Genomic DNA, 26,282 nt, shown 5'->3' with positions numbered 1-26,282 from the left:
GTTGACGTTGTCGGTCAGGTCCTTCCAGGCCCCGCCGACGCCCTTGACCTGGGCCTGGCCGCCCAGCTTGCCTTCGGTGCCGACCTCGCGCGCCACCCGCGTCACTTCCGAGGAGAACGAGTTCAGCTGGTCCACCATGATATTGATGGTGTTCTTCAGCTCGAGGATCTCGCCCTTCACGTCGACGGTGATCTTCTTCGACAGATCGCCGCGGGCCACCGCGGTGGTCACCTCGGCGATATTCCGCACCTGCCCCGTCAGGTTGCCGGCCATCAGGTTCACGTTGTCGGTCAGCTCCTTCCAGGTGCCCCCGACGCCCTTCACGGTCGCCTGGCCGCCGAGCTTGCCTTCCGTACCCACTTCGCGCGCCACGCGGGTCACTTCCGAGGAGAAGGCGTTCAGCTGGTCCACCATGGTGTTGATGGTGTTCTTCAGCTCCAAGACCTCGCCCTTCACATCCACGGTGATCTTGCGGGAGAGGTCGCCGTTGGCGACGGCGGTGGTCACCTCGGCGATGTTGCGAACCTGGCCGGTCAGGTTGGCGGCCATGAAGTTCACGTTGTCGGTGAGGTCCTTCCAGGTGCCGGCGACGCCCTTCACCTGGGCCTGGCCGCCCAGCTTTCCCTCAGTTCCGACTTCGCGCGCCACCCGGGTCACTTCCGAAGCGAAGGAGCCGAGCTGGCCCACCATGGTGTTCACCACCTTGCCGATCCGCAGGAACTCGCCACGCAGCGGGCGCTCCTCGTTCTCCAGGTCCATGGTCTGGCCAAGGTCGCCCTTGGCCACGGCGCCGATCACGCGGGCCATTTCGGCCGTGGGATGGACCATGTCGGTGATCAGGGTGTTCACCGCGTCGACGCTGGCGGCCCAGGACCCTTGCGCGGCCGGCAGGCGCGCGCGGTGATTGATCTTGCCCTGGCGCCCGACGGTCTCGCCCAGCCGCTCGAACTCGCGGGTCATCCGGTCGTTCAGTTCGACCACGTCGTTGAACGCTTCGGCGATCTCACCGTTGATCCCGCGGTGACCGCGCGGCAGACGCACCGAGAAATCGCCTCGCCTGAAGGCGCGCAAGGCCGACAGCAGCTCAGCCGTGTCGATTGTATCGGCGTCATGGGCGAGATGGCCGCTAGCGCGGCCTTTGGCGCGGCCAGCCGTCCGCCCGCTGCGGCCTACGGGAGCGGCAAGGTCGATAGTCGTCATGAATTTCCCCAGACCAGATCACACACCGATCAACCGAGGGATGCGGTCTGAGCGGGGTCCCACCTTTAGGGACGCTCAAGCTCAGTCTCAGATCGCGCACACCCCGACGTACAACGCAAACGCCCACACGCGGGCGGCGGTTCCATCAGTGGGGGGAACGGCGGATTGGCGGATCGGACGCCGCGGTCTGTATGAGGCCTCTGACCCTGTCGACCACCTCGCGCGGCGTGAAGGGCTTCAAGACCAGTTCGCCGCCCTCGACCCCGTACCAATCAAGGTGGGTCGCCTGGCCGCTGATGTAGACCACCTGCAAGTCGGGGTTGAGCAAGCGCGCTCGGCGGGCCACATCGAAGCCCGTGGTGCCTTCGCCCAGATTTATATCGGCGACCAGCACCGAGAAGCTGCGCGCCTCGGTCGCAAGGATCGCATAGGCCGCACGATCGTCGCTCGCGCAGCGGACGGAGAGGCCACCGTCTTCCAACGCATCGGCAATGAGATTGCGGACGGCTGGCTCATCCTCGACCAGGAGAACGCTCGTTATCAAGGTACACTCCACCCGCCGCCGGGGCGGCGTACCTCGGCTGCCCCGGTCGCCTGCGTCGGGAACCCGCCACAAGCCGAAGAGTTGCGACGGCGTCTTAAAATTCACCGCCAGGCGAGGCAATAATGGGGCGAAATTGTGGGGGTTCTCCGCGAACCTAAGCCTACCCCCGGGGCGATACAACCGGGTACGCCAGCACGTCCTGCAGCAGACCGGCCGCGGCCAGGTCGTTGCGGACGCCAGCCAACTCGCGTCTCAAAATGGCCAGGAGCGAGACCGCGCGCTGGTGGCTCCGACGCGCTGCGGCCTCGGCCGGCAGCTCCGCCAGAAGATCCCCGGCCTCGATCAGATCGAGGATCGCGATCGCCTCGACCAGGCGCCCGACGGCGTCATCGATCGGGTCCCCCGGCCGCGGGGGATCGGCCCGCGACATCAGGCGGCCCCGACCTCGATCGGGCCGACCTCCGCCATCGCGGCGCGCTTTGCGCGCAACGCCTCGATCTGACGCGGCAGCAGTTCATCCACCGCGCCCAGGTAGTCGGCCGCCGCATCGGTCAGGAGGACCGAGGGGCAGCGGCCTTCGACGTTGCCGAGATTCGGCCGATGCTGCTGATACCCCACCAGACGCGCCAGTTCCGGCGAGAAGGTTCTGGCGATCTCCGGCGGATAGACCAGCCACTGGTTCTCGTAGGGCTTCAGCCAGCCCAGGCTGTAGCTGACGATCATCCCGACGCGCGGCTCGGCGGTGTCATTGCGCCCGCCGCCATGCAGGGTCGAGCCGAGGAAGAGCAGCACGTCGCCGGGCGCCATCTCCGCGGAAATCGGGACCCCGCCGCCGTCGCCGCCGTTGTGGCTGCGCGGATAGATCATGGTCGCCCCGTTCTGGCGGCGGTACGGCCCCAGCGGCCACATGACGTTCAGAAGGTATTCCATTTCACCCTTCGGACCGCCCCACATGTCCTGATCGCGATGCGGCGGCTGGGCGCCTTGGCCGGGATGGATCTGCAGAGCCTGGGTCAGGTTCAGCTGAAAGCGGTCGCAGGACGGGCCGAGCACCGCTTCGGCGATCTCCAGGATGACGGGATGGCGGACGAAAGCCTCGGCGGCGGCGGATCTCTTCAACACTGCGCCGAACCGTTTGGTGCGGTCGCCATAGAATTCGCCGTCGCAGAAGGGCGTGCGGGCAAAGCGCTCGGCGAGGTCGCGCGCCAGGCGCCCGACCAGGTCCGTATCGATGAGCCCGCGCAGAATGGCGTAACCTTCGCGCCGCAAGGACGCCAGCGCGCGGCGGGCGAGCGCCGGTTCGGAGCGCGCGAGGGGCTGGACCGCAGCGGCGCCATCACGCGGCATGAGATACGGTCCAGTGCAGCACAGGCCCCGTGACCCCGGCGCGCTTGCGCAAGAGCATCAGGGTGTCGGGCGTGACGTTGATAACCACGGCGCCAATCGTCTGGTCGCCGTGCGGCTGGGGCAGGCCGAGCGGCTCGCAGTCCCAGCCGACCGCCAGGATGTTCGACAGGTAGGCCATGTGGCTGACGAGGGTGAAACGGCGGATGCCGTTCAGTAAGGCGAACTCCACCATGGCGATCATGATCTGCCGCCGCACCGGTTGAGCCGGTTGAAAGCCCGGCGTGGTGCACATCCGGGTGATCTCCCAGACGTCGTCGCCTTTCGGCACACCGCGCTCGCAAAGATGCGGGAACACCTCGGAGAGCAGGTGTGGGCGGGTCGACGGCAACAATCGCGCCGAGCCGAGTTGCGCACCGTCCGGGCCCAGGGCCACGAGGTAAACCGCGGCCTCGGTGTCGAATTGGTCGATCTCGAATTCGCCGTCGACCACCGGGACCTCCCATCGCAGGCGGTCCACGAAGACGCGCTTCCGCTGCCGGTACATCTCGGCCAGCTCGCTCTGGAATGTGGGCCGGTCCGCCGCCGCGATCAGTTGGATCATGTCCGCCTCCGTTGGCGGCAGATGACAGCGGCGGCCGGCGGGCGGCCATTCCCCTAATCAGGGGATGGGCGACCTCTCCCGATCAGGTCGGCGAAGGTGATCTGGCTGTCAAACAGCGCCCGGACGACGAGCTGGGTGCGCGAGGCGACCTGATAGCGCCGCTTGGCCGATTCCATGTGTTGGTGGACGGTCTCGGGCGAGATGCCCAGCATCTGGCCGATATGCCAATCGCTCTTGCCCTGTCCGGCCAGGATGACGCAGTCGAACTGGCGGCTTGTGAGCACCGGCCTCGGGTCGCGCGGCGGGCCGCCCTCCAGGCGCAGGCGTCGTACGGCTTCGAAGGCGAAGCATCCGATATATTGCGCTGCAGGCAGGCTCTTCCGCTGCACCGACCGGCCGGCGCGCATGCCGAAGGAACAGGAGCCGAGCACCTCGCCAGGCACATGGATCGGGATCGTGAAGCCGTCGCCCAGACCGCAGGCTGCGGCTGCGCTGAGGATTTCGATCTGCCGGGCGTTCATGCGCAGGATCCCCGGCAGGTCCGACCAGAGAAAGGCCGCCGCCGACGTCTGGCAGGCCGCCAGCACCGGGTCGTCGCCAAGATAGCCACGCGCGCGGATCAGGGCTCGCCAGGCGTCGGGGTAGTTGATGAACTGCGTCCGACCTTCCACCGCGGGGGTCGAAAGATCGATATGATGCACCAAGGCGACGTAGTCGAAGCCGAAGGATTCCACCGCGTCGGACAGGAGGCCGGTCAGTTCGTCCATCCGGCTCGCGCGGTTGGCGGCCTTCACGAACAGTTCGACATCCTCGAACGCGGTCACCTGGACTTCCCCTCGGCCTCCGCGCGGCCAGGATCCAGAGCGCTGCCTAGCGCCCGGGCGTGGAGCAATAATGCGCGCCTCAGTTCCTGGCTCGGCAGGGCCGTCTGGGCCATGCCAAGCGTCCGCCGCCGCTGATGGATGCGTTGACCACTCGCGGCGTCCAGCCGATGCGGCGACGAGGAAACCACGTCTAATGCCATTCAGGACCCCCGAGAGCTATTTTGGTCGCCCTCGGCGCGAAAGTCACGCGCGCGCAATTCCCTGAGCGGCCACGGCAGAGGTCTCGACGCGTGAAGCGGCCGGCAGGTCCCGCCCGCTATGGCGCCGTCAAGGGCGGAAGGCCCAGCGCCAGACCCAGGGGTTCGGCGAGCGACCCGACCAGGATGTGCAGGCTGACCCCGCCGGGCCTCGCCAAGGCGCGGGCGCCAAGGGCGTGGAGCCTGGAGTCGTCGACGGCCTCAGGGTCGGAGAGCGTCAGATAGACCCGTGTCGAACAGACCCCGCCGGAGGTGACATTGACCCGGCCGCCCAGCGCCGCCAGCCAGGCGTCGGCGTCGATCGCCGCGCGGGGCGCCGGAACCGCCTCGGCGCTACGGATTTCGCCGGCCACCTGATCGGCGATCGGCCCGAGCACGACCTGCAGTGTGGTGCGGGACGGCCGCACGAAGCCGCGCGCGCCCAGCGCGCGCAGGGCCGCCTCGTCCACGGCGTCCGGATCGGCCAGCACCAGCCGCAGCCGCGTGGTGCAGGCGTCAACGCTGACCAGGTTGCCGGCGCCGCCCAGGGCGGTGGCGAAGGCCGCGCCGCGTTCCCCGACGGCGAGGCTCTGCGGCGGCGCAACGAGGTCCGTCCCCCGACCAGGCGTCTTGAGGTCGAACCGCGCGATCGCCCACCGGAAGGTCCCGTAGTAGACGCCGAAATAGACGAGCCCCACGGGGACCAGCAGCAGTGGCCGTGTCGCCTTTCCGAAGTTCAGGACATAGTCGAACAGGCCCGCAGAGAACCCGAATCCGAGTTTGACGCCGAGGTAGCTCATTACCACGAAGGCCACGCCCGTCAGCACCGCGTGCAGCGCGAAGAGCAGTGGCGCCAGGAACATGAAGGTAAACTCGATCGGCTCCGTCACGCCGGTGAGGAACGAGGTCAACGCCATCGAAAGCAGCATGCCGCCCACCTCGCGGCGCCGCTCCTTGGGGGCCGCCTGATACATGGCCAGACAGGCCGCTGGCAGACCGAACATCATCACTGGGAAGAAGCCGGCCATGAACGATCCCGCCGTAGGATCGCCGGCGAAGAACCGCTTGAGGTCACCGGTCGCGCCGTGGAAATCGCCGACCATGAACCAGGCGACGTTGTTGAGGATGTGGTGCAGTCCGGTGACGATCAGCGCGCGGTTGGCCAGGCCGTAGATGAAGAGGCCCAGCCGCCCGGACCCGACGATGGCGTGGCTCAGCGCGTCCAGGCCGCCGCTCAGGGCTTCATAGGAGCCGCCGACCAGGCCCGCGATCGCCAGTCCCGCCACGCCACTGACGATGGGCACGAAGCGTCGGCCGCCAAAGAAGGCGAGATAGTCGGGCAGCTTCACATTGGAGAAGCGGTTGTAGAACAGCCCGCCCACGATCCCCGAGGTGATGCCGATAGGCACCCCCAACTTGGCGATCGCGCCGGTTCTGAACGCAGTTTTGCCGAGGTCCACCGCCGCGCCCGTCATGCTTTTCAGGGCGTCGGCCGGCACATGCAGGAGCGTCTGGGCGCCCTGGGTGGCGATCAGGAAGCAGACCACCCCGGCGAGGCCCGCCGCGCCGTTGTTGTCGCGGGCCAGGCCCACGGCGACGCCGGCGGCGAACAGGAGGCCGAGGTTGGAGAAGATCGCATCGCCCGCCGCGGCGACGAAGGGGATGTTCAGCAGATCAGGCTGCCCGAGCCGGAGCAGAAGGCCCGCCACCGGCAACACGGCGATCGGCAGCATGAGCGCCCGGCCGAGCGACTGCAGGGCTTCGAGCGGCGAGCGCATGGTCAGGCCCCTCCGTTGAGGAAGACGTCGCTGAGCGCCCGCACCGCCTCGGCGGAGGTTTCGGCCAGAGCCGCCTCCGCAAGACGGCGGCAGGCCTCCGCCGACAGGGTGCGGATCATGGCCTTGGCTTCGGGAATCGCAACAGAGGCCATGGAGAGCTTGCTGACGCCCAGGCCGATGAGGATCGGGATCGCGGCGGGATCGCCCGCCAGCCCGCCGCAGACGCTGGTCACGAGGCCCTGGCTCGCGCCGCCCTGGCAAGCCTGCCGGATGAGGCGCAGCACCGCCGGATCGAGCCCATCGACCTCGGCGGCCAAGTCTGGCTGGCCGCGGTCCATGGCCAGGGCGTACTGGGTCAGGTCGTTGGTGCCGATGGAGAGGAAATCGGCCTCGCGGGACAGCTGATCGGCGATCATCGCCGCCGCCGGCGTTTCGATCATCACGCCCAGATCGACGCGGCCTTCGGTCGCGAGGTCGCGCCGCGCCTCGTCGAGCGCCGCGCGCACCGCACGCAGCTCCGAGAGCCGGGAGATCATCGGGACCATGATGCTGAAACGGTCGCGCGGCGTGACCCGTAGGATGGCGCGAAGCTGGGTGCGCAGCAGTTGCGGGCGCCGCAGCAGCAGGCGGACGCCGCGGACGCCGAGCGCGGGATTTTCCTCGTCCGGGCTTGGCAGATAGGCGACGGGTTTGTCCCCGCCGATATCCAGCAGGCGAACCACCAGCGGGCGATCCCCCAAGGCGTCGGCGATGGCTTGATAGCGCTCCGCCTGTTCGTCCTCGTCTGGCGCCGTCTCGCGGTCCAGGAACAGGAACTCGGTGCGCAGCAGGCCGCAACCTTCCGCGCCGCCGGCCACCGCGGCCTGCGCCTCGGCCAACGAGCCGAGGTTGGCGAGGACGGGCAGTGGCGTCCCGTCGGCCAGCTTCGCCGGATCGCGCGCGGCGTTGCGGGCGGCCTCGCGCCTGGCGGCGCGGGCGGCCAGGCGGCCCTGCGCGGCCCCGAGCGCCGCGGCGCCCGGCGACGCCTCCAGCGTGGCGGCGTCCGCGTCGAGGATCAGGGTCGCCCCTTCCGGAATGGCGCCCAGCCCGGGGCCCACAGCGACGACCGCCGGAATGCCCATAGCCGCGGCCAGGATCGCCACATGCGACGTCGGCCCGCCGCCGCCCGTGCAGAGCCCCGCAAGGCGTCCCGCCGGGATCGCCATCAGTTGCGAAGGCAGTAGCTCGTCAGCCAGCAGGATCGCGCCCGCCGGCAACTCCGCGTCAAGGCTGGCGTCCCCCGCCAGGACCGACAGAACCCGGCGCTCCAGATCGAGCAGGTCATCCACGCGTTCGGCCATCCGCCGGTCGGCAAGGCTCTTCAAGGCGTCGATGAAGCCGCCGACCGCCGAGCGCCAGGCATAGCCGGCGCTCTTGCCCTCCCCGATCAGGCGCTCGGCCGCCTGCGAGAGCGTCGGGTCCCCAAGGAAGGCCGCATGGGCGTTCAGGATAGCGCGCCGGGTCGGGTCCGGATCGCGCGCCGCGGCCTGCGCGATCTGGGCGGCCACCTCGGCCAGCGCGGTCGTGAGCGCGGCGCGCTCATGGGCGACGCCCTGCCCCTGCTCGGCGACCGCCAGTTCGGGCTGGCTCAGCCGCGCGGCGATCCCGATCGCCAGCCCCGGCGCCGCCATCACGCCCTGGAGCCGTCCATCGGACCGAGGCGTCTTCGCCTGCTGCCTCGGCGCCGGAACCGGAGCCGGCGCGTGCGCCTCGCCCATGCCGCTCTCGATCAGGGCGGCGATGGCGGACAATGCGGCGCCCGCGTCTGGGCCCGCGGCGGACAGCATCGCGGTGTCGCCCTGCTGCAGGCCCAGCGCCATCAGGCCGACCGGGCTGCGGGCGCTGGCCTCGCGTCCCGCCCAGGCGACGGTGACGTCGGCGCCGTAGGCCGTGGCGCACTGGGCGATGCGGGCGGCGGGACGGGCGTGCAGCCCGTGCGCCAAGGGCACCACCACAGCGCGCGTCGACGACGGCCCCGCCGATCGCGCGACCGAGGCGGCTGCCTTCGTCCCGGCGCTCAGCCGAAGCCAGGGCTGTCCTGCGGAAACCACCTGGTCGAGACGCCGCTCGGTGAAGGTGAACCCGGCCGCCTCGGTGATCACCATCGGCGAGATCAGGCTGGCGGCGCGTCGCGCCAGCCGGTCGAGATCGAACCTGAGCAGCGGATCGCCGGCCCGGACCGACTGGCCCGCGGCGACCTGGGCCTCGAAGCCCTCGCCGCCGAGCGCGACGGTTTCCAGCCCGACGTGCAGCAGGATCTCCACCCCCTCGGCGGTCCTCAGGCTGAGCGCGTGGCGCGCCGCATGCAAATTGAAGACCACCGCATCACAGGGCGCGCGCAGCACGCCGCTGGTCGGATCGATCGCCGCCCCGTCGCCGAGCATGGCTTCGGCGAATACCGCGTCGGGGACCTCAGCCAGGCTGCAGGCCCATCCGTCGAGCGGCGAGAGGAGGACGAGGTCGGAGGTCATGCGCCTAGGGCCTCGCCGCGGACGAGGGCGCCGGAGAACCCGGCGGCGCGAGTTGGACCCAGTCGATGGCCAGCAGCGGATCGAACCCCGTCGAGGTGAAGGTGAAGCACAGATCGTGGCGGCCGGAGCGCGGCGGCAGCGCCAGGCTCAGTTCGGAGCGACCGCCCGCCGATCCCGGCGGCAGGGCGGCGACGGCGATCGGATCGGAAAGGCAGTTGTCCTGCCGGACTTCCAGCTCGCCTGTGGGTTGGCGCGGCGGATGGACGACCACGCTGTTGTGCCCGGCGTCGAGGCCGAAATTGAACGGCAGCCGGCCGAGCGCGACGGTCAGCCGTTCAACGCCGCTGAGGTCCGCGCCGGCATAGATCCAGCAGGCGTCCTGCGGATTGACCAGATAGGTCCGCCCGCGCCCGTCGGCGCTCGCGGCGCCCTCGAGATTGAGCATCAGCCGCTCGTTGCACAGCTTCAGCTGTTGGCTGGCGCGCCGACGGATGGAGGTCGGATCCAGGCGCCGGTCGGCGATCGGTCCGAGCCTGACGGAGTCGAGATAGGCGGCCGCGCGCACCCGCGCCGGCAGCTTGACCTGGAAAGCCTCGCCGTAGACGGCGGAGGCCGGCCCCGGCTCCGATCCGTCGGTCGTGTAGCGCACCTCGCCCAGGCCGAGCTGCGAGGTGAGACCGACCGTCGCCTCGTCCGCGCCGTGCGCCGGAGCCGCGTCGACCCGCACCGCGACCGCGGCGGTGTCCGCGTCGATGCCCAGCGCGGCGTAGCGGGCGAACTGCGCCGGCAGCCGGCGGACGAAGTCGCCCCAATCGCGCCGCGCCGGGGCCGACCAGGCCACCTCCGCCACCGCCGCCACCCTGGGAAAGGCCATCGCCTGCAACTGCCCGGAGGTGCGGATGTGCTCAGTCCACAGATTGCCCTGCAACCCCAGCAGATGGCTCGCCGCCTCCGGCGTCAACGTCGCCGGCAGCGGGTTGAAGGCGTAGACGTCGCGCAGCGTGACCGGCAGGCCCCGGCCGGGCGGCTCGTTCGGATCGTCGCTCTGGCGATTGTCGAAGTAGAGCACCGGCGCTGGCGCCAGGATGGCGTCATGGCCCTTCGCCGCCGCGGCCAGCGCGCCATCGATCCCGTGCCAGGACATGACAACGGCGTCAGCGGGCAGTTCGCCGCCTTGTAGCACCTCGTCCCAGCCGACCAGACGGCGGCCGTGCGCATCGAGGAAGGTGGCGATCCGCCGCGTGAAGTCCGCCTGCAGCGCCGCCGCGTCCGACTGTCCCAAGGCGCGCAGGCGCGCCTGCGCCTGCGGCGTGCCGTTCCAGCGCTCCTTGGCCGCCTCGTCGCCGCCGACATGGATGTAGCGGCCGGGGAACAGAGCCATGACTTCGGTCAGGACGTCCTCAAGAAACCCGAACGCCTCGTCGTCGACATTGTAGACGTAAGGGAATCCGCCCCATTCGCTCTGCGCGACCCTCGGCGGCGGCGCGCCGGCGCCCAGCTTCGGATAGGCCAGCAGGGCGGACACCGCGTGCCCCGGCATCTCGATCTCCGGCACGATGGCCACGTGCCGCGCCGCGGCGTAGGCGACGATCGAGCGCACCTGGTCCTGGGTGTAAAAGCCGCCATAGCGAGCCGCACGGCCCTTGACCGGCGGCCTCGCATCCGGCGACCCGGGTCGCGGCGTGCGCCAGGCGCCCACCGCCGTCAGCTGCGGATATTTGCGGATCTGCAGACGCCAGCCCTGGTCGTCGACTAGGTGCCAGTGCAGCACGTTCAGCTTGTGCAGCGACATCCAGTCGATCAGCCGTTCGACCTCGGCCGGGGGCTGGAAGTGCCGCGCCGAGTCGAGCATCAGGCCGCGCCACGCGAATTGCGGGCGGTCGTCGATATGCACCGCGGGCAGCGTGACCGCCCCGCGACCGCCGTCGGGCGTCAGTAGCTGCCAGAGCGTGACCGCGCCGTAGAACAGGCCTGCGTCGCCGGTCGCCGCAATCCGGGCCTGGCCTTGCTGGACGTCGAGGGCGTAGGCCTCCTCGCCCAGCCCGCCGCGCCGCGCCAGGATGATCGCCGGGACGCCCTTGGCCGGCCCCGGCCCCGTGGCCAGCCTGAGGGTCAGGCCGCGGGTCCTCAACGCAAGGTCGCTCAGGTGGCGCGCCACCGCCTGGGCGGCCGGATCGCCGGCGGGCGCGAAGATCGTCTCGCCGTCGGTGACGGTAACGGGGGTCTGTTCCGCCGCAGGAAGGACCGAGAGCGGCGCCGGTATCACCTTGGCCAGCGGTGTGGACGCCGAGGTCTGCGCCATCGCAGGCGCCGCGGCCAGCAGCAGCGTCAGGACCGCGGCGAGGGCTGAGCGCGCGGCGCTAGCCATGCGCCGCGCGGTCCGGCAACCCATCGCCCAGGCCCGCCATCGCAGCGTCCACCCCGCCGATCCAGGTGTCGAGCACGTGCAGGTCCTGGTTGAGCAGCACGAGGTCGCCGCGATAGCCCGGCGCGATCCGCCCCATGACGTCGCCGAGGCCGAGGAACTCAGCCGGATTGCGGCTGGCCATCCGGGAGGCTTCGGCCAGGCTAAGCCCGAGCAGGGCCCCGGCATTGCGCACCGCGCTGGCCATGTCGAGGTCGGAGCCGGCCAGCGTCCCGTGCTCATCGACGCAGACGCCATCCCTCACGGCGATCGTCTTGCCTTGCAGGACAAACGAAATGCTGTCGGAGCCGACCGAGGGCATGGCGTCGGTGACCAGGATGAAGCGGTCGTGCGACTTGCAGCGGAGCGCGATGCGCAGCACCACCGGATCGACGTGGCGCCCATCGACGATGATGCTGCACCAGCTCGCGGCGTCATCGAGCGCCGCGCCGACCACGCCCGGTTCGCGGCTCGATAGCGGGGCCATGGCGTTGAACAGATGGGTGAAGCCGGAGAGCCCGCGGTCGAGCGCCGCGCGTACAGTGGCGTAGCTGGCGTTGGTGTGGCCGGCTGAGACCACGACGTCGGCCGCGACCAGCCGGCCGATCATCTCCGGATTGGTGGTCTCCGGCGCCAGGGTCACCAGCGTGCGGCCGGTCTCCAGCGAGGTCAGAAGCTCAAAGGCCGCCTCGTCGATCCGCCGCAGCTTGCTGAGCTCGTGGATGCCCTTTCGCTTGGGGTTGAGGAACGGGCCCTCGATATGCACGCCCAGGACCCCGGGGACGCCGCCCGCGATCGCGGCCCGGGTTCCGGCGATGGCGGCCTCGACGGCTGTCAGTTCGTCGCTGATCAAGGTCGGCAGGAAGCCGGTGGTCCCGAACCGCCGATGCGCCTGGCCGATGGCGGCGATGGTCTGGGCGGTGGGTGCGTCGTTGAACAGCGCGCCGCCGCCGCCGTTGACCTGGATGTCGATGAAGCCCGGCAGCAAGAGGCCGCCCGCGAGGTCGCGCGGCTGCGCGTTGACCGCGACCTCGGCGGCCGGGCCCACGGCGACGATCCGATCGCCGCTCAGGCGGACCGCCAGGCCCGGCTTGAGCCCGTCGTCCGTCATCACCAGGCCGTTGATCAGCGCGACGTCCATCAGGTCGTCTCGGTGACTTTTGACAGGTGCGGCGGCCGGTCCGGGTCAAACCCCCGCGCGACAGCCAGCTCGCAGGCCATCCGATAGAAACCCTGCACGAAGACGATCGGCTCAAGGACCGGGTGGGCGGTCGGCGCAGGAAACCGAAGGACGCCGGGCTGATCGCCGCCGCCGACCTTCATGACGTCAGCCCCTTTGTCCACGCAGGCCGCGATGGCGGCCTCCACGCCGGGACGCGTCTCGTCGTCCTGCACGAAGGCCAGGATCGGGAAACCCGGGCCGACCAGGGCCATGGGCCCGTGCCGGACCTCCGCGGTGCTGAACGCCTCGGCATGAAGCCCGCAGGTCTCCTTCAGCTTGAGCGCCGCCTCCTGGGCGACGCCAAATCCGACGCCGCGGCCGAGGACGTAGAGACCTCGCACATCGGTCAACCGCGACGGCGCCGCGGCCCATGGGCGCGTCCAGGCCGTGGCCAGCAAGTCGGGCAGGCGCTCCAGGGCGGCCCGAAGCGCCGGATCATCGAGCCAGAAGGCCACGAGCTGGGCCGCCGCCGCGAGGGCGGCGATATAGGACTTGGTCGCCGCGACGCTCAGCTCGGGACCGGCCCCGAGCGGAATGGTCAGGTCGGCCAGGTCGGCCAGCGGCGAGGCCTCGTCGTTCACCAGGGCCACCACCAGTGCGCCAGCGGCGGCCGCGGCCTGGGCCGCGGCCAGCAGGTCGGGGCTGCGGCCGGATTGCGAGACTGCCAGACAGAGCATGCCCTCCATGCCCGGCGAGGCGTCGTAGACCGAGCTCACCGAGGGCGCCGCCGACGAGGTGACCACGCCGAGCTTCGTCTCGATCAGATAGCGGGCGTAGGTCGCCGCGTGATCGGAGCTGCCGCGGCCTAGGGTGACCACCGCGCGGGGCGGCGCCGCGCGCAACCGCCGCGCCAGCGCCTCGACCATCGGCGCGTTCCGTAGCAGCTGCGCGCGGACCATCTCGGGCGCCTCGGCGGCTTCGCGGAACATCCGCGTCGCGGTCGCCGTGACGCCGGTCGTGTCTGCAGGGCCGGACGGCCGCGTCGGGTCCAAGGTTGTCCCTTCCGGAGCCATTCAGGCGGCCGAGGTGTTCAGCTCGGCCACGAAGTCGTAGGCGTCACCACGATAGTAGGATTTCGTGATCTCCACCGGCCGCCCGTCCTTGAGGAAGCCGCGCCGCTCGATCAGCAGCCCCGGGGCGCCGTCCTCGATCCCCATCAGCTTGGCGCGTTCGCCGGTGAACAGAATCGCCCGCAACCGCTGCAGGGCCCGGGCCGGACGCGCCGAATGCTGGTCAAGCGCTTCGTAGAGCGACTCGCCCACCGACATCTCGCTCGCCAGACAGAAGCCCGGCACGGTGGAATACTCCAGCGCCATCGGCTCGCCGTCGGCGTAGCGGATGCGGTTGAAACGATAGACCACGCTCCCCGGGCTCAACCCCAGCGTCAGGGCCTCCTCCGGCGTCACCGTGCCGGCCGAGCGGCTTAGCCAGACGCTCTCGGGCCGGCGGCCGCGCGAGATCATGTCCTCCGAGAAGGACGACAGCTTAGAGAAGCTCTTCTCGACGCGTGTCTCGCTGCGCGCGGTGACGAAGGTGCCAGCGCCTTGACGGCGGGTCAGCATGCCCTCGCTGACCAGCGCGTCCAGGGCCTTGCGCACCGTGATCCGGGAGATGCCGAACTCCTCCGCCAGCTCGCGCTCCGGCGGCAGGGCCTCGTCGGCGGCCAGCCGGTTGTCCTCGATGGCGTCGCGCAGGGCGCGCTGCAGCTGCTGATACAGCGGCGCGCGGTTTTGCTCACTCAGACCGCCGACGAGTTCGGAGAACGACGTCAAGACCTGCCCTCTCGCTGGTCGCCGCGCCCGCTGGGAGAGCGCTGCTCATCTGTGCCACACAACAATACCATTTGCATATCAATAACTGAATTGGTCCTCAATCGGATTGCATTTGGGCTTGCACTTCTTCTTAAACTAGTGACAGCTTCGTGACCGTAGCGGCGGACACCGGTGATTTCTGACCACCGCCCGACATATTGGTCTTGCAATGGACTTGTGACCGCAACGGATTCTAACGAAGGCATAAGGGGGAGAAGAGCCATGAATGTACGCAGGCGTATCCTAGTCGGTTCAGTCAGCGCGGTCGCCTTGGTCTGCGCAGCCGGGGGCCCGGCATTCGCAGCCGACTCGCCCGCCGTCGTCGGCGAGGTCGTCGTCACCGGCATCCGCGAGTCGCTGCAGAAGGCTATCGAGCTTAAGCGCGCCAACGACGACCAGGTGGACGTGATCTCCTCTGACGATATCGGCAAGCTTCCCGATAAGAACGTCGCGGACGCTCTGCAGCGGATCCCCGGCGTGAACACCACCTCGGCCGCTAGCGGCGAGGGCGGCTTCGACGAGAACGACCGGGTGTCGATTCGCGGCACCTCCCCCAGCCTGACCCAGGTGACGGTCAACGGACACTCCATCTCGACCGGCGACTGGTTCATCCTGGATCAGTTCTCGACGGTGGGCCGCAGCGTGAGCTTCACCCTGCTGCCGTCCGAGATCGTTGCGACGACCCAGGTCTACAAGACCCAGGACGCGGCGCTGCTGGAAGGCGGCGTGGCGGGCGCCGTGGACATCATCACCCGCCGGCCGCTCGACCTGCATCAGCCCCTGACCTTCGAGGGTTCCGTGCAGGGCGCATACAACACCCTGTCCAAGTCGACGAAGCCGCAGGTCAGCGGGCTGCTGTCATGGCAGAACGCGGCCGGCACCTTCGGCATCCTGGGGCAAGGGTTCTACGAGGATCGCAGCGTCCAGCGGTACGGCCAGGAGACCCTCGGCTACACCCAGATCACCAGCGGGATGCAGACCGGGATCAGTCACCCCGAACTGCTCGGCGTCTGGGCGCCGACCCTGATCGGCTCGACCCTCTTCCAGCAGGAGCGCAAGCGTAAGGGCGGCGACATCACCCTACAGTGGCGGCCAAACGACCGGTTGGAAATCCGGCTCGACGGCTTCTACTCGAAGCTCGACGCCACCAATCACAACGACAACTACATGTTCTGGGGCTCCAACGAGCTCAACGTGAACTCGCCCACCAGCTTCAAGGTCGTCAACCAGACCCTGGTGTCGGCGAACTTCCCGCTGATCAGCCCGACCGGCGCAAAGGTGAACGGGCTGGTGGTCGACAACATCATCCGCCCCAACGCCACCGGGGAAAGCTACTACTACAACCTCGACGGCGATTTCCGCGCCACGGACAACCTGACCTTCAAGGGTCAGATCGGCTACACCCACGGGGTCGGCAACACGCCGACGGAACCGGCCTTCGAGGCCGACGGCGCGACGGCGATCTCCTACGCGCCGTCGGGCAACGGCTGGGCGGTGAACCCGGCCAACATCAATCCCTCGAGCCCGGCGGGGCTCGCCGACGACTGGGCGTGGAACGAAACCTTCACCTCCGTCGACAAGGAGATCTACGGCAAGGTCGATGGCGACTGGGCGGTCAACCACGGGCCGTTCAAGGACGTCCTGTTCGGCGTGCGCTACGCCGACCACACCCGCAAGGTGGACGGCTGGGACCGCGGCTGCACCCTGGGCGCCGACGGCCAGTGCTGGACCTCGCCGACGATGCCGTTCGCGGCGACCAATCCGACGCCCTACCCCAGCGGCTTCAACGCCGGAGCGCTCGGGGTCCCGGGTCTGCTCCTGCCGATCGCCGGCAATCCGGACACCATCGTTGCGCTCCTCAACGGCATCAAGGACGGGGTGCACGGCCCGATCTCCTCGATCGTGCAGCCGCAGAACTACTATTGGCCAGGCGCCTTCAAGGTCGGCGAAAAGGATTTGGCCGGCTATGTGATGGCCAAGGTCGGCGGCGACGGCTGGCGCGGCAACATCGGCCTGCGGGTCGTCCAGACCAAGGAGGACGCCTCTGTCAACGTCTCCGATCCGGCCGGCACGCACGCGGGCGACATCACCAGCTCCGCCTATGGCCCCTACTATGTCGCCAATGTGAACCACAACTACGTGGATTTCCTGCCGAGCCTGAACCTGACCTATGACGTTCAGGACAATCTCTTCCTGCGGGTGTCGGCCGCCGAGACCATGTCGCGGCCCGACTTCAGCGCGCTGGGCGGAACGGTGTCGCTGACCGACACCACGCTGACCGGCAACGGCGGCAATCCCAACCTGAAGCCGATCAAGGCCGCGGTCTACGACGCCGCCCTGGAGTGGTATTATGCGCCCACGTCCATCGCCGCGGTCAGCGTCTTCTACCAGGACCTGTCGTCCTACGTGAGCTTCGGGGTCGCGCCGGCGACCTACTTCAGCCAGTTCTACAAGGCCTTCGAAACCTACCAGGTCTCCTCGCCGATCAACACGACCGGAGAGGTCAAGGGCGTCGAGGTGCAGGTGCAGCAGCCGCTGCCCTACCACTTCGGCTTCCAGGCCAACGCCACCTACGTTGAGTCCAGCGACGCGCAGGGCAATCCGCTGGTGGGCACGTCGAAGTTCACCGGCAACTTCGTCGGCTACTACGAGAACGCCGGCGTGAGCGCGCGACTGGCCTATACCTACCGCTCGCACTACTTCGTCGGCCTGGATCGCAGCGCCGCCGAGAACCAGGACAACTACGGCTCCCTGGACGGATCGCTCAGCTACCGGATCAACCAGAGCCTCGAACTCACCCTGGACGGGCTCAACATCACCAACAGCAAGCTGAAATACTACGCGCTGAACAAGACCCAGCCGCGCGCCGTCTACGACAACGGCTCGCAGATCTTCTTCGGCCTGCGGTTCCGCTACTGAAATCACTGGCCCTACCCCTCCCCTAGGGACGGCCAAGACTGAGGCGGAGCGGCTTGCCGCTCCGCCTCTTCCTTGTCTTCAACCCGGCCTGTAGCCGAACCTATCGACCCAGGGCGCCAGGACCGGCAGGACCGGGCCGAGCTCCCGCTCATAGGACCGCCAGCGGCCGACGCCGCCCTGATTGAGGCCCGCGCGGACCTGGCGCGCGCTGGGCGTGCGGACGGACCGGGCGCGCGAGGTCGCGCCCACATCCAGCATGGCGGCATCGGGCTCCAGGCCCAGGAATGCGCAGATCGCTGCAAGCCCCGGCTCGAAGTCCGCAATGAGGCTCTCGTGGCGCACGTCCAGCCAGGTCGACGGCAAGACGCCCCGATAGATCTCCGCCAGCGCCATGGAGGCGTCATAGCAGGCCGCCGTCTCCTGCAGGTCCGTGAACGCAAAGGTCATCGCGTTCAGCTGGAAGTTGTTGCGCAGGCAACTCAACGCCACGTCGCGCGGATCGCGGACGGCGAACAGGATCCGGGCCTCGGGAAACAGCTTGGCCATGAGCGGCAGGTCGACCGTGCCCGCCGGGGCTTTGTCCAGGAACAGCTGGCCCGGATTGTCGACGCCGTGCGCGGCGACCTCCGCCCAGTAGCGGGCCCGCCAGAGCTCCGCCTCCGCGGCGGAAAGGCGCGCGAGCCGCGCCAGGCCTTCCGGTGAACTCATGAACTCGGCATGGGCCGCAGCCAGCGTCGGCGCCTCCTCCAGCGACTTGACGCTCGGGTGGCCGGCCAGGGCCTGCTCGAGCAAGGTCGTGCCGGACCGCGGGAAGCCGACGAGGAACGCGTGCACGGCCGGCCGACCCGGAGCCGCCGACGTCTTCGGCGCGGTTCGCCATGGCGCAGGATCCGTCGTCCGGAACCAGGCCGCGATCCGCTCGAACCGTCCGACCGCGGTCTCCCGCGCCGCCGCGCGGTCGGCGAAGAGGCGCCGTTGGATCGCCTTGCCCGCGACGACCGCCTCGAACGCCTCCGCGCGTCGACCGAGGCCGTCGAGGGCCTCGGCCAGCATCAGGAGAGTATCCGCACGCTGCTCTGCGCCGAGGCGCGGATCGCGCGACAGGGCGGCGAGCCGATCATGCGCCACCGCCATGTCGCCGCGGCCCAGGGCCACCCGCGCGGCCAGCCACAGCAGCGCCGGGGTGTCGGGATACCGCACGTGGAGCGGCGCCACCCGGCGCTCCGCCTCGGCCCAGCGCCCGGCGTCCGCGGCCAGCACCGAAAGGTTGAAGGCGGCGTCGAACCGTTCAGGCTCAAGCGCCAAGGCCCTGCGATAGGCCGCCTCCGCCGCGTCCGGCCGGCCCAGGCTCTGGAACGCCCGGCCCTTCCCGCAAAGCCGGCCCGGCGTCTCGGGCGCGAGCGCCAGGGCGCGATCCCACGCCGCCAGCGCGTCCGCGGCGCGCCGAACGGCGAGCAGGGCCTCCGCCAGCCTCGACCATGCCGCCGCGTCGCGGGGCGCCCGGCGTACGTCGTGTTCGGCCTGTGCAAGCGCCGCCCCGAACCCGTCGCCGCGGGATGTCCCCGCCGGGGCCTCCGGCTGGCGCTGGCGGATCGCCGCGTCTGCGGATCGGTCTTCGGTCACACGCGACCTTAGCGCTCATGGGCGAGCGCGTCAGCCTGGCTCGCAGGCGAGACGGCGGCCTGACGGGAGGTCAGACTGGGCGAGGCCTACCACTTATACTTGGCTTCGAGGGTGAACGCCCGCGGCAGGCTCCACCGCTGTTGCAGGGGCACGGTGCCCGCCAGCCGGAAGTTGGCCTGCCGGTAGATCTCGTCGGTCAGGTTGGTCACCGACAGCGCGAACTCGAAGTTCTTGTAGTCGACGCCGGTCCGCAGGTTCACCGTCTGGAAGTTGTCGAGCGGGATGGCCGGGAAGGTGCCGGCGATGACCGTGTCTTGAATGCCGCCCCACTGGCCGTGGTAGAGCATGTTGATGAAGCCTGTCAGGTCTTCGCCCAGCGGGTGGGTGTAGTTGGCGGTCAGCGACGCCAGCCAGTGCGGGTTCTGGGCCACCTGAGAGTCCAACACCGGCGAGCCGGACCGCGCCGCGACGCTGACGAACTTGACGGTGGAGTTCGACGCGGTGGCGTCGAGGCTGAGCACGCCGTCCAGCACGTGAAGCTTGCTTTCCAGCTCGGTCTCAACACCCGCCCCGTGGGTTGCGCCGCCGTTGATCGTATAGGGCGAGGCCGCCTGGACGCAGGTGTTCTGCGCCGTGCACCCGTCGCCGACCGAGGTCAGGGCGTTGTCGGTGTGCTGCAGGTAGCCGGTCAGGGTGAAGTAGACGAGCGGCAGGATGTTTCCCTTGTAGCCGATCTCGTAGCTGGTCGAGGTCTCCGGGCCGTAGGCCGGCAGCACCGGGTTGAAGCCCAGCGGAACCGCGGCGCCGTTGATGAACAGTCCCGGATTGCCGGGCTGCGTCGGCGGCGACTGGCCGAAGTTGAAGCTGCCCGCGCGATAGCCGGTGCCGCCCTTGGCGTAGACGATGCTGTTGGTGTCGCCGGGCAGCTTGTAGCTGAACGTCAGGGCGTAGGTGGTCAGATCCTTGTTGTAGCTGAAGGTCGAAGGGTTGGTGATCGCCCCGCCCGTCGCGAAGGCCTTGGTCGTCGTGGTGTAGAGGATGAAGGAGGTCTGCGAGGCTGTCTTCTTGTCGCTCGAGAAGCGGACGTCTCCGGTCAGCGTCGCCGGGCCCAGCTTGTAGGCCAGCGACACATAGGGCGCCCAGGAGGTGTACTTCTGGGTGATGGTGCTGTTCGAGCCCCAGATGATCGGCGCCGCCTGCGGCTTGCCGGTCCCGAATGGCGCCGGGCACGGATTGGGCGTCGAGGCGCTGAGGAAGCAGAGCGGCTGGGTCGGCGTGCCGCCGCAGATGCCCGTGCCCACCGTGAAGGGCGTGCAGGGATTGGCCGCAACATTGACCACGTCCGGGTCGTCGCGCTGTTCAAGGTATTCGACGCCGGCCAGCCAGTTGACGTGGTCGTCCATGAACTTGCCCGAAAGGTGCAGGTCTTCGTAGGCGGTCTTGATCGCCGCGGTCGTCACGTCCTGGCCGAACGGATAGAGGCCGATCTCGCCGTTCTGACCCGTCTTGGGCGGCGCGTTCGGCGGCAGGATCGGCGAGCCCTGGAAGATCTGCTCCTGGGCCAGGTCGATGTTCTGGGTGTTGAATTCCAGGGTCGTGTCCTGCTGGCGGTAGCTCGAGGTCGAGCTCAGCGCCGCCCAGCCGAAGTCGTAGTTCACGAAGGCCATCAGGCCCTTGACGTTCTCGGCGCTGAACAGCTCGCCCGATTGCGGGATGACGTAGCGCTGTTGCTGGAAGCCGTTGGGGATCTGCGGCACGGAGGCGACGCCGGGCACGGTCTGCGGGATGTTCCAGGACGACCAGAAATTCGGGATCTGCAGTTTCTGATATTCCGCCAGCAGATCGACATCGAGGTTTTCGTGCCGATAGCGGATCTGCGCCCGCGCCAGCCATCCCCGATCGACGTCATAGTAGTTGCCGCTGTCCGGATTGAGCACGAAGCCCTTGGTCTGCTGAATGCTCTGCACCGACAGGCGCGTCGCGAAATCATCGTTGATCTGGTAGTTGACGATCGCGGTGGCGGTATTGCGTTGCTGCTCGGTGGCGTAGGTGTCGCTGACGTAGCCGGTGTTGGAGAACGACGGCCGCGCCGAGACCAGGTTGACCACCCCGTACTCGGCGTCGCGCCCGTAGAGCGCGCCCTGCGGCCCCTCTAGGACTTCCGCCCGCTCCAGGTCGAAGGAATCGATGTTGGTGAAGTTGCGCCCGCCGAGGCCGACCGCGCCGATGTAGACCCCGTTCGAATAGATGCCGACCGCCGACTCCGCGCCCGTCGCCCGCTCGGTGCCGGAGCCGCGGAGCGAGACCTCGCTGAGCAACGGGTCCTGCAGGTTGTTGAACCGCGCGCTAGGCACGGTGGAGAGGATATCCCCGGAGCTGGTGATCGGGCCGGCCGCGGCGAGCGCGTCGCCGGTGACCACCGCGACGGAGGCGGGAATGTCACGGAGCTTTTCGTCGCGCCGCCGGGCGGTGACGACGAGTTCGCTGACGTCGTTGACCGCGGCTGCCGAGGCCGACGCCTTGGTGGCGGGCGAGGTCTGGGCCCCTGCAGGGACCGCCGCCAGGACCACGAACGCTGCGCCGACGGCTCCAAAGAGAAGATGCCGCATGTTCCGTTTCCCCGTCTACGTCGAGGCCGCATTCGGCCCGGGGGCCCGCGGCTCTGATTTTAGGCGGCGTCACGCGGGACAAGAACGGCCTCGCGGCCAGGGGTCCCAATCGTCCGCCGTTTTGTTAAACAATCCTGAGACATTCGTGCACAAGCGTTCGGTGGTCAAGGTTTTTTGGCCAAATCCGACCACCCAAGGCGACGAGATGGGTCGATCGTGCGCCGTTTGGTCCACGGACCTCGCAATCGATCTTGTATTGGCAAACAATTATGCCACCCTCCCGCGAAAATAAGGGGAGGAGACCATCATGCCCAAGGCCGGCCCCGCATCCGCGCTGTCCCGCCGCAGCGCCCTGGCGCTGGCCCTGGCCGGCGGCGCGGCCGCCATCGCCTCGCCCGCCTGGGCGGTGGGCGCGGTCAAGCACTACATCCTCGTCGAGCTGCTGCCGGGCTACGACCAGCTGATCCTCGACCGCTGGTACATGACCTTCCACTCCCAGCAGGTGCGCCGCGCCTTCAAGGCCTGGCAGCGCAACTACATCTCCTTCCGCGCCTATCTGCCGCCGGCTGAGGCCACCGCGCGCTACCCGATCCAGTATGGCCGCATGACGGAGATCCAATTCGACAGCCTGGCGGACTTCCGCGAGACCCGGCCGCACAACATCTACGGCGGGCTGGAGTCATTCACGCCGCCGCCCGGCGGCTGGCAGGATCAGAAGCTGTTCAAGGCGGTGACCGCGACGATCCCGGTCAACCCCAACGAGCTGTTCGTCTCCCTGGACACGCCGCCCAAGGAGATCCCCTATTTCCGGTGGATCATCTTCTTCAAATATCCCAAGGGCATGACCGAGGAGGCCGGCGACGCCTGGTACCGAAACGTCCACGCCGAGGAGATGGCCAAGGTCCCCGGCCTGAAGCGCTACGGGCTCTATAAAGCGGTGACGGAAACAGCGCCCTATCCGCGCGTGGCCGAGCTGTGGTTCGACGACTACGCCTCCTGGAAGAAGGCCTTCCTGCCGGCGCCCAAGTTCACCCCGCCGCCCAGCGGCGGCGCCTTCCCGTTCTTCGAGACGATCTCGATGTTCGTGGGCGAGAATCCCGACGTCGACTTCGTCAACGACAAGCGCTCGATCCCTTAGGTCCCAACTGGCGACACGCTTCGGGTGGCCCGCAGCGCCGAGGCCGAGGCGCCACGAAATACCATGCTCAGGCTGAGCCTTCCCGGCGACAGATTGCAATAATTGTCCAACATTATCGTGTTTATTGTCGACTAAACCGCATCGACGCTAGGGTCGCGGCCGACGCGCACCGCAACTTGGAGGCGAAGTGGATCGGAGGTTCTTCTTGGCTGGGTCCGGCCTGCTGCTCACTGGAGCTCACGCGATGGCCGCGCCGCCGTCGCTGCGCCAGGCGGCGCAACGGCTGCTGCTCTACGGCCTGCCGCTCATCGAAATGGCCCAGGTGCGGCAACGCGCTTCGGCCGGCGGCCAGACCGCTAACACCGTTCGACACAGCCGCGTCTTGGCGACGCCGAAGGCGCGCGCCGTCACCCAGCCAAACAACGACACCCTCTATTCCAGCGCCTGGCTCGACCTCGCCCAAGGCCCGGTGAAGATCACTCTGCCGAGGACGGGGCCGCGCTACTTCTCGCTGGCCCTGATGGACGCCTACACTAACAATTTCGCGATCCTGGGGACGCGGACCACCGGGGGCGACGGCGGCGAGGTGACGCTCATCGGACCCCGTGCGGCGATGCCGGCCGGCGGCGCCTTGCGATCGCCCACCGACTGGGTCTGGGCCCTTGGCCGCACCCTGGTCGACGGTCCCGACGATCTCGCCGCGGCGCACGCTGTGCAGGACGGCCTGACCGTCTCCGGCCCGGCTGGCCGCGCGCCCACACAGACGGCCGCCCGCGACGCCGAGTGGTCGAAGGTGCTGGGCTCGATCCAGGCGTTGCTGCTGGAGAGCCCGCCGCCGATCACCGACACCCGCCTCTTCCATGACGTCGCGGCCCTCGGCGTCAGCCCGGCCGGCGGCTTCGACCCAAGCCGCTTTTCGCCGGCCCAGGCGCAGGAGATCGCCGCGGGCCTCGCCGAGGGGCTGGAGACCGCCAAGGCCACCGCCGAGTCCGGCGAGCGCCGCGGCGACTGGAGCTTCCCGCGCCAGGACCTCGGCGCCTTCGGCCAGGACTACACCTACCGCGCCCAGGTGGCGTTGAGCGGCCTCGCCGCCATGACCCTTGAGGAAGCGGCCTATCTTCGGGCGGTCACCGTCGACGGCCACGACCATCTGGACAGCCGCCGCGCCTGGCGCCTGCGCTTCCCGGCCGGGCAGACGCCGCCGGTGGACGCCTTCTGGTCGCTGACCGCCTACGAGGTGACCCCGGCCGGTCAGGGCTTCCTGGTCGATAATCCCATCGACCGCTACGCCATCGGCGACCGCACGCCCGGCCTCACGCACAACGCCGACGGGTCGCTCGACATCTGGATCTCACCCACCGATCCCGGGCCGAAGCGCCGCGCCAATTGGCTGCCCTCGCCCAGCAGCGGCCAGCCAATGGTGCTGAGCCTGCGCGCCTATCTGCCACGGCCGGAGCTGATCACCGGCGCCTATCGGGTGCCGTCGCTCACCCCGGCTTAGCCGGCCGCAGCGATCATCCGCGCGGCCTTCTCGGCGATGGCCATGGTCGGCGAGTTGGTGTTGCCCGAGGTGATCCGCGGCATCACCGAAGCGTCGGCGATGCGCAGGCCGGCCACGCCGAAGACCCGCAGCTGATCGTCCACCACCGCCATCGGGTCCGAGGCCAGGCCCATCTTCGCCGTGCCCACGGGATGGAAGATGGTCGTGCCGAGGTCGCGCGCGGCCTGCAGCAACTCGGCATCGGACTGCGCGCCCTCGCCCGGCCGTTTCTCCTGCGGCGAGAACCGCTGCATCGGGGCCTGGGCCATGATCCGGCGGGTAAGCCGAAGCGCCTCGACCGCCACCCGCTCGTCTTCCGGCGTCGACAGATAGTTGGGCTGGATATGCGGCGCCACGACGGGATCGGGCGAGGCGGCGTGGATCGACCCGCGGCTGGTCGGGCGCAGGTTGCAGACGCTAACCGTGATTGCCGGGAAGGGATGCAGCGCCGCGCCGAACTTCTCCAGCGACAATGGCTGTACGTGAAACTGCAGGTTGGGCGTCGCCTGCTCGGCCGACGATCGGGCGAAGGCGCCGAGCTGCGACGGCGCCATCGACATCGGCCCGCGCCGGAAGGCGGCGTACTCCAGCGCCATCAGCGGCCGGCGCCACCACGAGGCGTAGAGCGCGTTCATGGTCGCCACGCCGCTGACGCCGAAATAGGGCCGCAGCTGCAGATGGTCCTGCAGGTTCTCGCCGACGCCCGGCAGGTGCTTCACGATCTCTACGCCGAGCCCGGACAGCCGCGCCCCGTCGCCGATGCCGGAGAGTTCGAGGAGCTGCGGCGTAGCCACCGCGCCGGCGGCCACGATCACCTCGGCGTTGGCCCGCGCCTCGAAGACCTGGCCGTCGCGGGTCCAGGTCACGCCCACCGCGCGGCCGTCCTCGATCAGGACGCGGCTTACCTGCGCCTGGGTCTCCAGCTTCAGGTTGGGTCGCTTGAGCACCGGCTTCAGGAACCCCTTCGCAGCGCTCCAGCGCACGCCGGCCCGCTGGTTCACCTGGAAATAGCCGGTCCCTGCGTTGTCGCCGGTGTTGAAGTCGTCGACGCGGGGAATGCTCGCCAGGGCCGCCGCGTCGGCGAAGGCGTCGAGCACATCCCAGCGCATGCGCGGATGCTCCACCCGCCACTCGCCGCCGGACCCATGCAACGGCCCCGGCGCGATGTGATCCTCCTGCGCCAGGAACAGCGGCAGCATGTCGTCCCAGCCCCAGCCGGTGAGGCCCAGCTGGCGCCAGCCGTCGTAGTCCGCCGCCTGGCCGCGCATGTAGATCATCGCGTTGATCGCCGAGGACCCGCCGATCACCTTGCCGCGCGCATAGTTCAGCGTCCGCCCGCCCAGGCCCGGGATTGGATCGGTCTGGTACATCCAGTCGGAGCGCGGATTGCCGATGGTGAAGAGGTAGCCGACCGGGATGTGGAACCAGATCCAGTTGTCGCGCCCGCCCGCCTCCAGCAGCAGCACGCGCCGCCGCGGATCGGCCGACAGCCGATTGGCCAGCACACATCCAGCCGAGCCCGCGCCGACAACGATGTAGTCGAACGTCTCGGCCACCGGCCCTCCGTCTCTCAGCGACCTGCACCTTCTTACACGGCGGCCTTCGTTCGGTGCAAAGCAGGGATGCCAAACGCCGCGCAGTGAACTATCTGGACGCCTGACGCGGCGTCAGGACCGCGCTGGAGCGTTCCGGGAGTTCCCTCGCCTTGGCCGACCTCGCCGTCTTCTATGAGCACCCGCAGTGGTTTGAAGCCCTGTTCGCCACCCTGGACCGCCGGGGCCTGGACTGGACCTCGATCTCGATCCAGGACCACACCTTTGATCCGGCCGACACGTCCCTGCCCGCGCCGGTGATCCTCAACCGTTTGGCCATGTCGTCCTTCCTGCGCCAGGAGGAGCATGCGCTCTACTACTCCATGGCCGCGCTGGACCACTGGCAATCGCTGGGCGCGCGGGTGATCAATGGGCCGGGCGTCT

General features: G+C 69.1%; 18 protein-coding genes and 1 pseudogene. 4 read left to right on the top strand and 15 right to left on the bottom strand.

Annotation, left to right across the window (positions count from 1 at the left end; genetic code table 11):
- From VHS75_RS23010 to VHS75_RS22955, 12 genes are all read right to left on the bottom strand, one after another.
- Positions 1 to 1,200: HAMP domain-containing protein (locus VHS75_RS23010; protein ID WP_329640964.1), on the bottom strand; the 1,200-nt coding region annotated here is incomplete at its 3' end.
- Between the two features lie 145 nt (positions 1,201 to 1,345).
- Positions 1,346 to 1,744, bottom strand: coding sequence for a response regulator (locus VHS75_RS23005; RefSeq protein WP_329640963.1), 399 nt, complete (start codon positions 1,742 to 1,744; stop codon positions 1,346 to 1,348).
- A gap of 160 nt (positions 1,745 to 1,904) precedes the next feature.
- Entirely contained in the window at positions 1,905 to 2,174 is a 270-nt protein-coding gene (locus VHS75_RS23000) for a hypothetical protein (protein ID WP_329640962.1), read from the bottom strand.
- The gene (locus VHS75_RS22995) at positions 2,174 to 3,091 is read right to left on the bottom strand and encodes a phytanoyl-CoA dioxygenase family protein (protein WP_329640961.1); all 918 of its coding nucleotides are present in this window, start codon (positions 3,089 to 3,091) and stop codon (positions 2,174 to 2,176) included. Before VHS75_RS22995 ends, VHS75_RS23000 begins: the two co-directional genes overlap by 1 nt.
- Positions 3,081 to 3,692: an acyl-homoserine-lactone synthase gene (locus VHS75_RS22990; RefSeq protein ID WP_329640960.1), complete on the bottom strand. Its 612-nt coding sequence runs from the start codon at positions 3,690 to 3,692 to the stop codon at positions 3,081 to 3,083. The genes VHS75_RS22995 and VHS75_RS22990 overlap by 11 nt, the downstream gene beginning before the upstream one ends.
- A gap of 53 nt (positions 3,693 to 3,745) precedes the next feature.
- Entirely contained in the window at positions 3,746 to 4,516 is a 771-nt protein-coding gene (locus tag VHS75_RS22985; RefSeq protein ID WP_329640959.1) for a LuxR family transcriptional regulator, read from the bottom strand.
- A 316-nt stretch (positions 4,517 to 4,832) separates the two neighbouring features.
- Positions 4,833 to 6,530 (bottom strand): N-acetylglucosamine-specific PTS transporter subunit IIBC, encoded by a 1,698-nt coding sequence (gene nagE / locus VHS75_RS22980; protein ID WP_329640958.1) that lies wholly within the window; start codon positions 6,528 to 6,530, stop codon positions 4,833 to 4,835.
- A gap of 2 nt (positions 6,531 to 6,532) precedes the next feature.
- Complete coding sequence (ptsP, locus tag VHS75_RS22975; protein ID WP_329640957.1) at positions 6,533 to 9,040, bottom strand: phosphoenolpyruvate--protein phosphotransferase; 2,508 nt, start codon at positions 9,038 to 9,040, stop codon at positions 6,533 to 6,535.
- Between the two features lie 4 nt (positions 9,041 to 9,044).
- The gene (locus VHS75_RS22970; protein ID WP_329640956.1) at positions 9,045 to 11,408 is read right to left on the bottom strand and encodes a family 20 glycosylhydrolase; all 2,364 of its coding nucleotides are present in this window, start codon (positions 11,406 to 11,408) and stop codon (positions 9,045 to 9,047) included.
- Positions 11,401 to 12,585, bottom strand: a complete 1,185-nt coding sequence (gene nagA / locus VHS75_RS22965) for an N-acetylglucosamine-6-phosphate deacetylase (protein ID WP_329640955.1) — start codon at positions 12,583 to 12,585, stop codon at positions 11,401 to 11,403. Before nagA ends, VHS75_RS22970 begins: the two co-directional genes overlap by 8 nt.
- Positions 12,585 to 13,679 carry an SIS domain-containing protein gene (locus VHS75_RS22960; RefSeq protein ID WP_414694399.1) on the bottom strand — a complete coding sequence of 365 codons (1,095 nt, stop codon included), beginning with the start codon at positions 13,677 to 13,679 and terminating at the stop codon, positions 12,585 to 12,587. The genes nagA and VHS75_RS22960 overlap by 1 nt, the downstream gene beginning before the upstream one ends.
- Positions 13,680 to 14,438 carry a GntR family transcriptional regulator gene (locus VHS75_RS22955; RefSeq protein WP_329640954.1) on the bottom strand — a complete coding sequence of 253 codons (759 nt, stop codon included), beginning with the start codon at positions 14,436 to 14,438 and terminating at the stop codon, positions 13,680 to 13,682.
- Between the two features lie 261 nt (positions 14,439 to 14,699).
- Here VHS75_RS22955 and VHS75_RS22950 point away from each other — a divergent pair, with 261 nt between their 5' ends.
- Positions 14,700 to 17,396, top strand: a complete 2,697-nt coding sequence (locus VHS75_RS22950) for a TonB-dependent receptor (protein WP_329640953.1) — start codon at positions 14,700 to 14,702, stop codon at positions 17,394 to 17,396.
- 78 nt (positions 17,397 to 17,474) lie between these two features.
- Here VHS75_RS22950 and VHS75_RS22945 read toward each other — a convergent pair whose 3' ends face one another.
- Together VHS75_RS22945 and VHS75_RS22940 are read right to left on the bottom strand one after the other, a co-directional pair.
- A complete protein-coding gene (locus VHS75_RS22945) occupies positions 17,475 to 19,019 on the bottom strand; it encodes a tetratricopeptide repeat-containing sulfotransferase family protein (RefSeq protein WP_329640952.1) in 1,545 nt (514 codons plus the stop codon).
- 86 nt (positions 19,020 to 19,105) lie between these two features.
- The gene (locus tag VHS75_RS22940; RefSeq protein ID WP_329640951.1) at positions 19,106 to 21,628 is read right to left on the bottom strand and encodes a TonB-dependent receptor; all 2,523 of its coding nucleotides are present in this window, start codon (positions 21,626 to 21,628) and stop codon (positions 19,106 to 19,108) included.
- Between the two features lie 307 nt (positions 21,629 to 21,935).
- Between VHS75_RS22940 and VHS75_RS22935 the strand changes: the two genes are divergently transcribed.
- Complete coding sequence (locus tag VHS75_RS22935; RefSeq protein ID WP_329640950.1) at positions 21,936 to 22,766, top strand: EthD family reductase; 831 nt, start codon at positions 21,936 to 21,938, stop codon at positions 22,764 to 22,766.
- A gap of 244 nt (positions 22,767 to 23,010) precedes the next feature.
- On the top strand, positions 23,011 to 24,267 hold the full coding sequence (locus VHS75_RS22930; protein WP_329640949.1) for a DUF1254 domain-containing protein: 1,257 nt from the start codon (positions 23,011 to 23,013) through the stop codon (positions 24,265 to 24,267).
- Here the strand turns inward: VHS75_RS22930 and VHS75_RS22925 are convergent.
- Positions 24,264 to 25,862 (bottom strand): GMC family oxidoreductase, encoded by a 1,599-nt coding sequence (locus VHS75_RS22925; RefSeq protein ID WP_329640948.1) that lies wholly within the window; start codon positions 25,860 to 25,862, stop codon positions 24,264 to 24,266. The two genes, VHS75_RS22930 and VHS75_RS22925, sit on opposite strands and share 4 nt — an antisense overlap.
- Before the next feature lie 149 nt (positions 25,863 to 26,011).
- Between VHS75_RS22925 and VHS75_RS22920 the strand changes: the two are divergent.
- Positions 26,012 to 26,282: pseudogene (locus VHS75_RS22920) on the top strand (alpha-L-glutamate ligase); the annotation flags it as partial.

The organism is Phenylobacterium sp. (genome assembly GCF_036264965.1).
Lineage (GTDB): Bacteria > Pseudomonadota > Alphaproteobacteria > Caulobacterales > Caulobacteraceae > Phenylobacterium.
The sequence above is the reverse complement of the archived record's forward strand: the minus strand, read 5'-3'. Positions and strand labels throughout refer to the sequence as shown.

What these genes read in the sequence shown, in the direction of transcription:
- VHS75_RS23000 (WP_329640962.1), bottom strand. Translation starts at nt 2,174, where the DNA reads ATGTCGCGGGCCGATCCCCCGCGGCCGGGGGACCCGATCGATGACGCC.
- VHS75_RS22995 (WP_329640961.1), bottom strand. Translation starts at nt 3,091, where the DNA reads ATGCCGCGTGATGGCGCCGCTGCGGTCCAGCCCCTCGCGCGCTCCGAA.
- VHS75_RS22990 (WP_329640960.1), bottom strand. Translation starts at nt 3,692, where the DNA reads ATGATCCAACTGATCGCGGCGGCGGACCGGCCCACATTCCAGAGCGAG.
- nagE (WP_329640958.1), bottom strand. Translation starts at nt 6,530, where the DNA reads ATGCGCTCGCCGCTCGAAGCCCTGCAGTCGCTCGGCCGGGCGCTCATG.
- ptsP (WP_329640957.1), bottom strand. Translation starts at nt 9,040, where the DNA reads ATGACCTCCGACCTCGTCCTCCTCTCGCCGCTCGACGGATGGGCCTGC.
- VHS75_RS22970 (WP_329640956.1), bottom strand. Translation starts at nt 11,408, where the DNA reads ATGGCTAGCGCCGCGCGCTCAGCCCTCGCCGCGGTCCTGACGCTGCTG.
- nagA (WP_329640955.1), bottom strand. Translation starts at nt 12,585, where the DNA reads ATGGACGTCGCGCTGATCAACGGCCTGGTGATGACGGACGACGGGCTC.
- VHS75_RS22960 (WP_414694399.1), bottom strand. Translation starts at nt 13,679, where the DNA reads ATGGCTCCGGAAGGGACAACCTTGGACCCGACGCGGCCGTCCGGCCCT.
- VHS75_RS22950 (WP_329640953.1), top strand. Translation starts at nt 14,700, where the DNA reads ATGAATGTACGCAGGCGTATCCTAGTCGGTTCAGTCAGCGCGGTCGCC.
- VHS75_RS22940 (WP_329640951.1), bottom strand. Translation starts at nt 21,628, where the DNA reads ATGCGGCATCTTCTCTTTGGAGCCGTCGGCGCAGCGTTCGTGGTCCTG.
- VHS75_RS22935 (WP_329640950.1), top strand. Translation starts at nt 21,936, where the DNA reads ATGCCCAAGGCCGGCCCCGCATCCGCGCTGTCCCGCCGCAGCGCCCTG.
- VHS75_RS22930 (WP_329640949.1), top strand. Translation starts at nt 23,011, where the DNA reads ATGGCCGCGCCGCCGTCGCTGCGCCAGGCGGCGCAACGGCTGCTGCTC.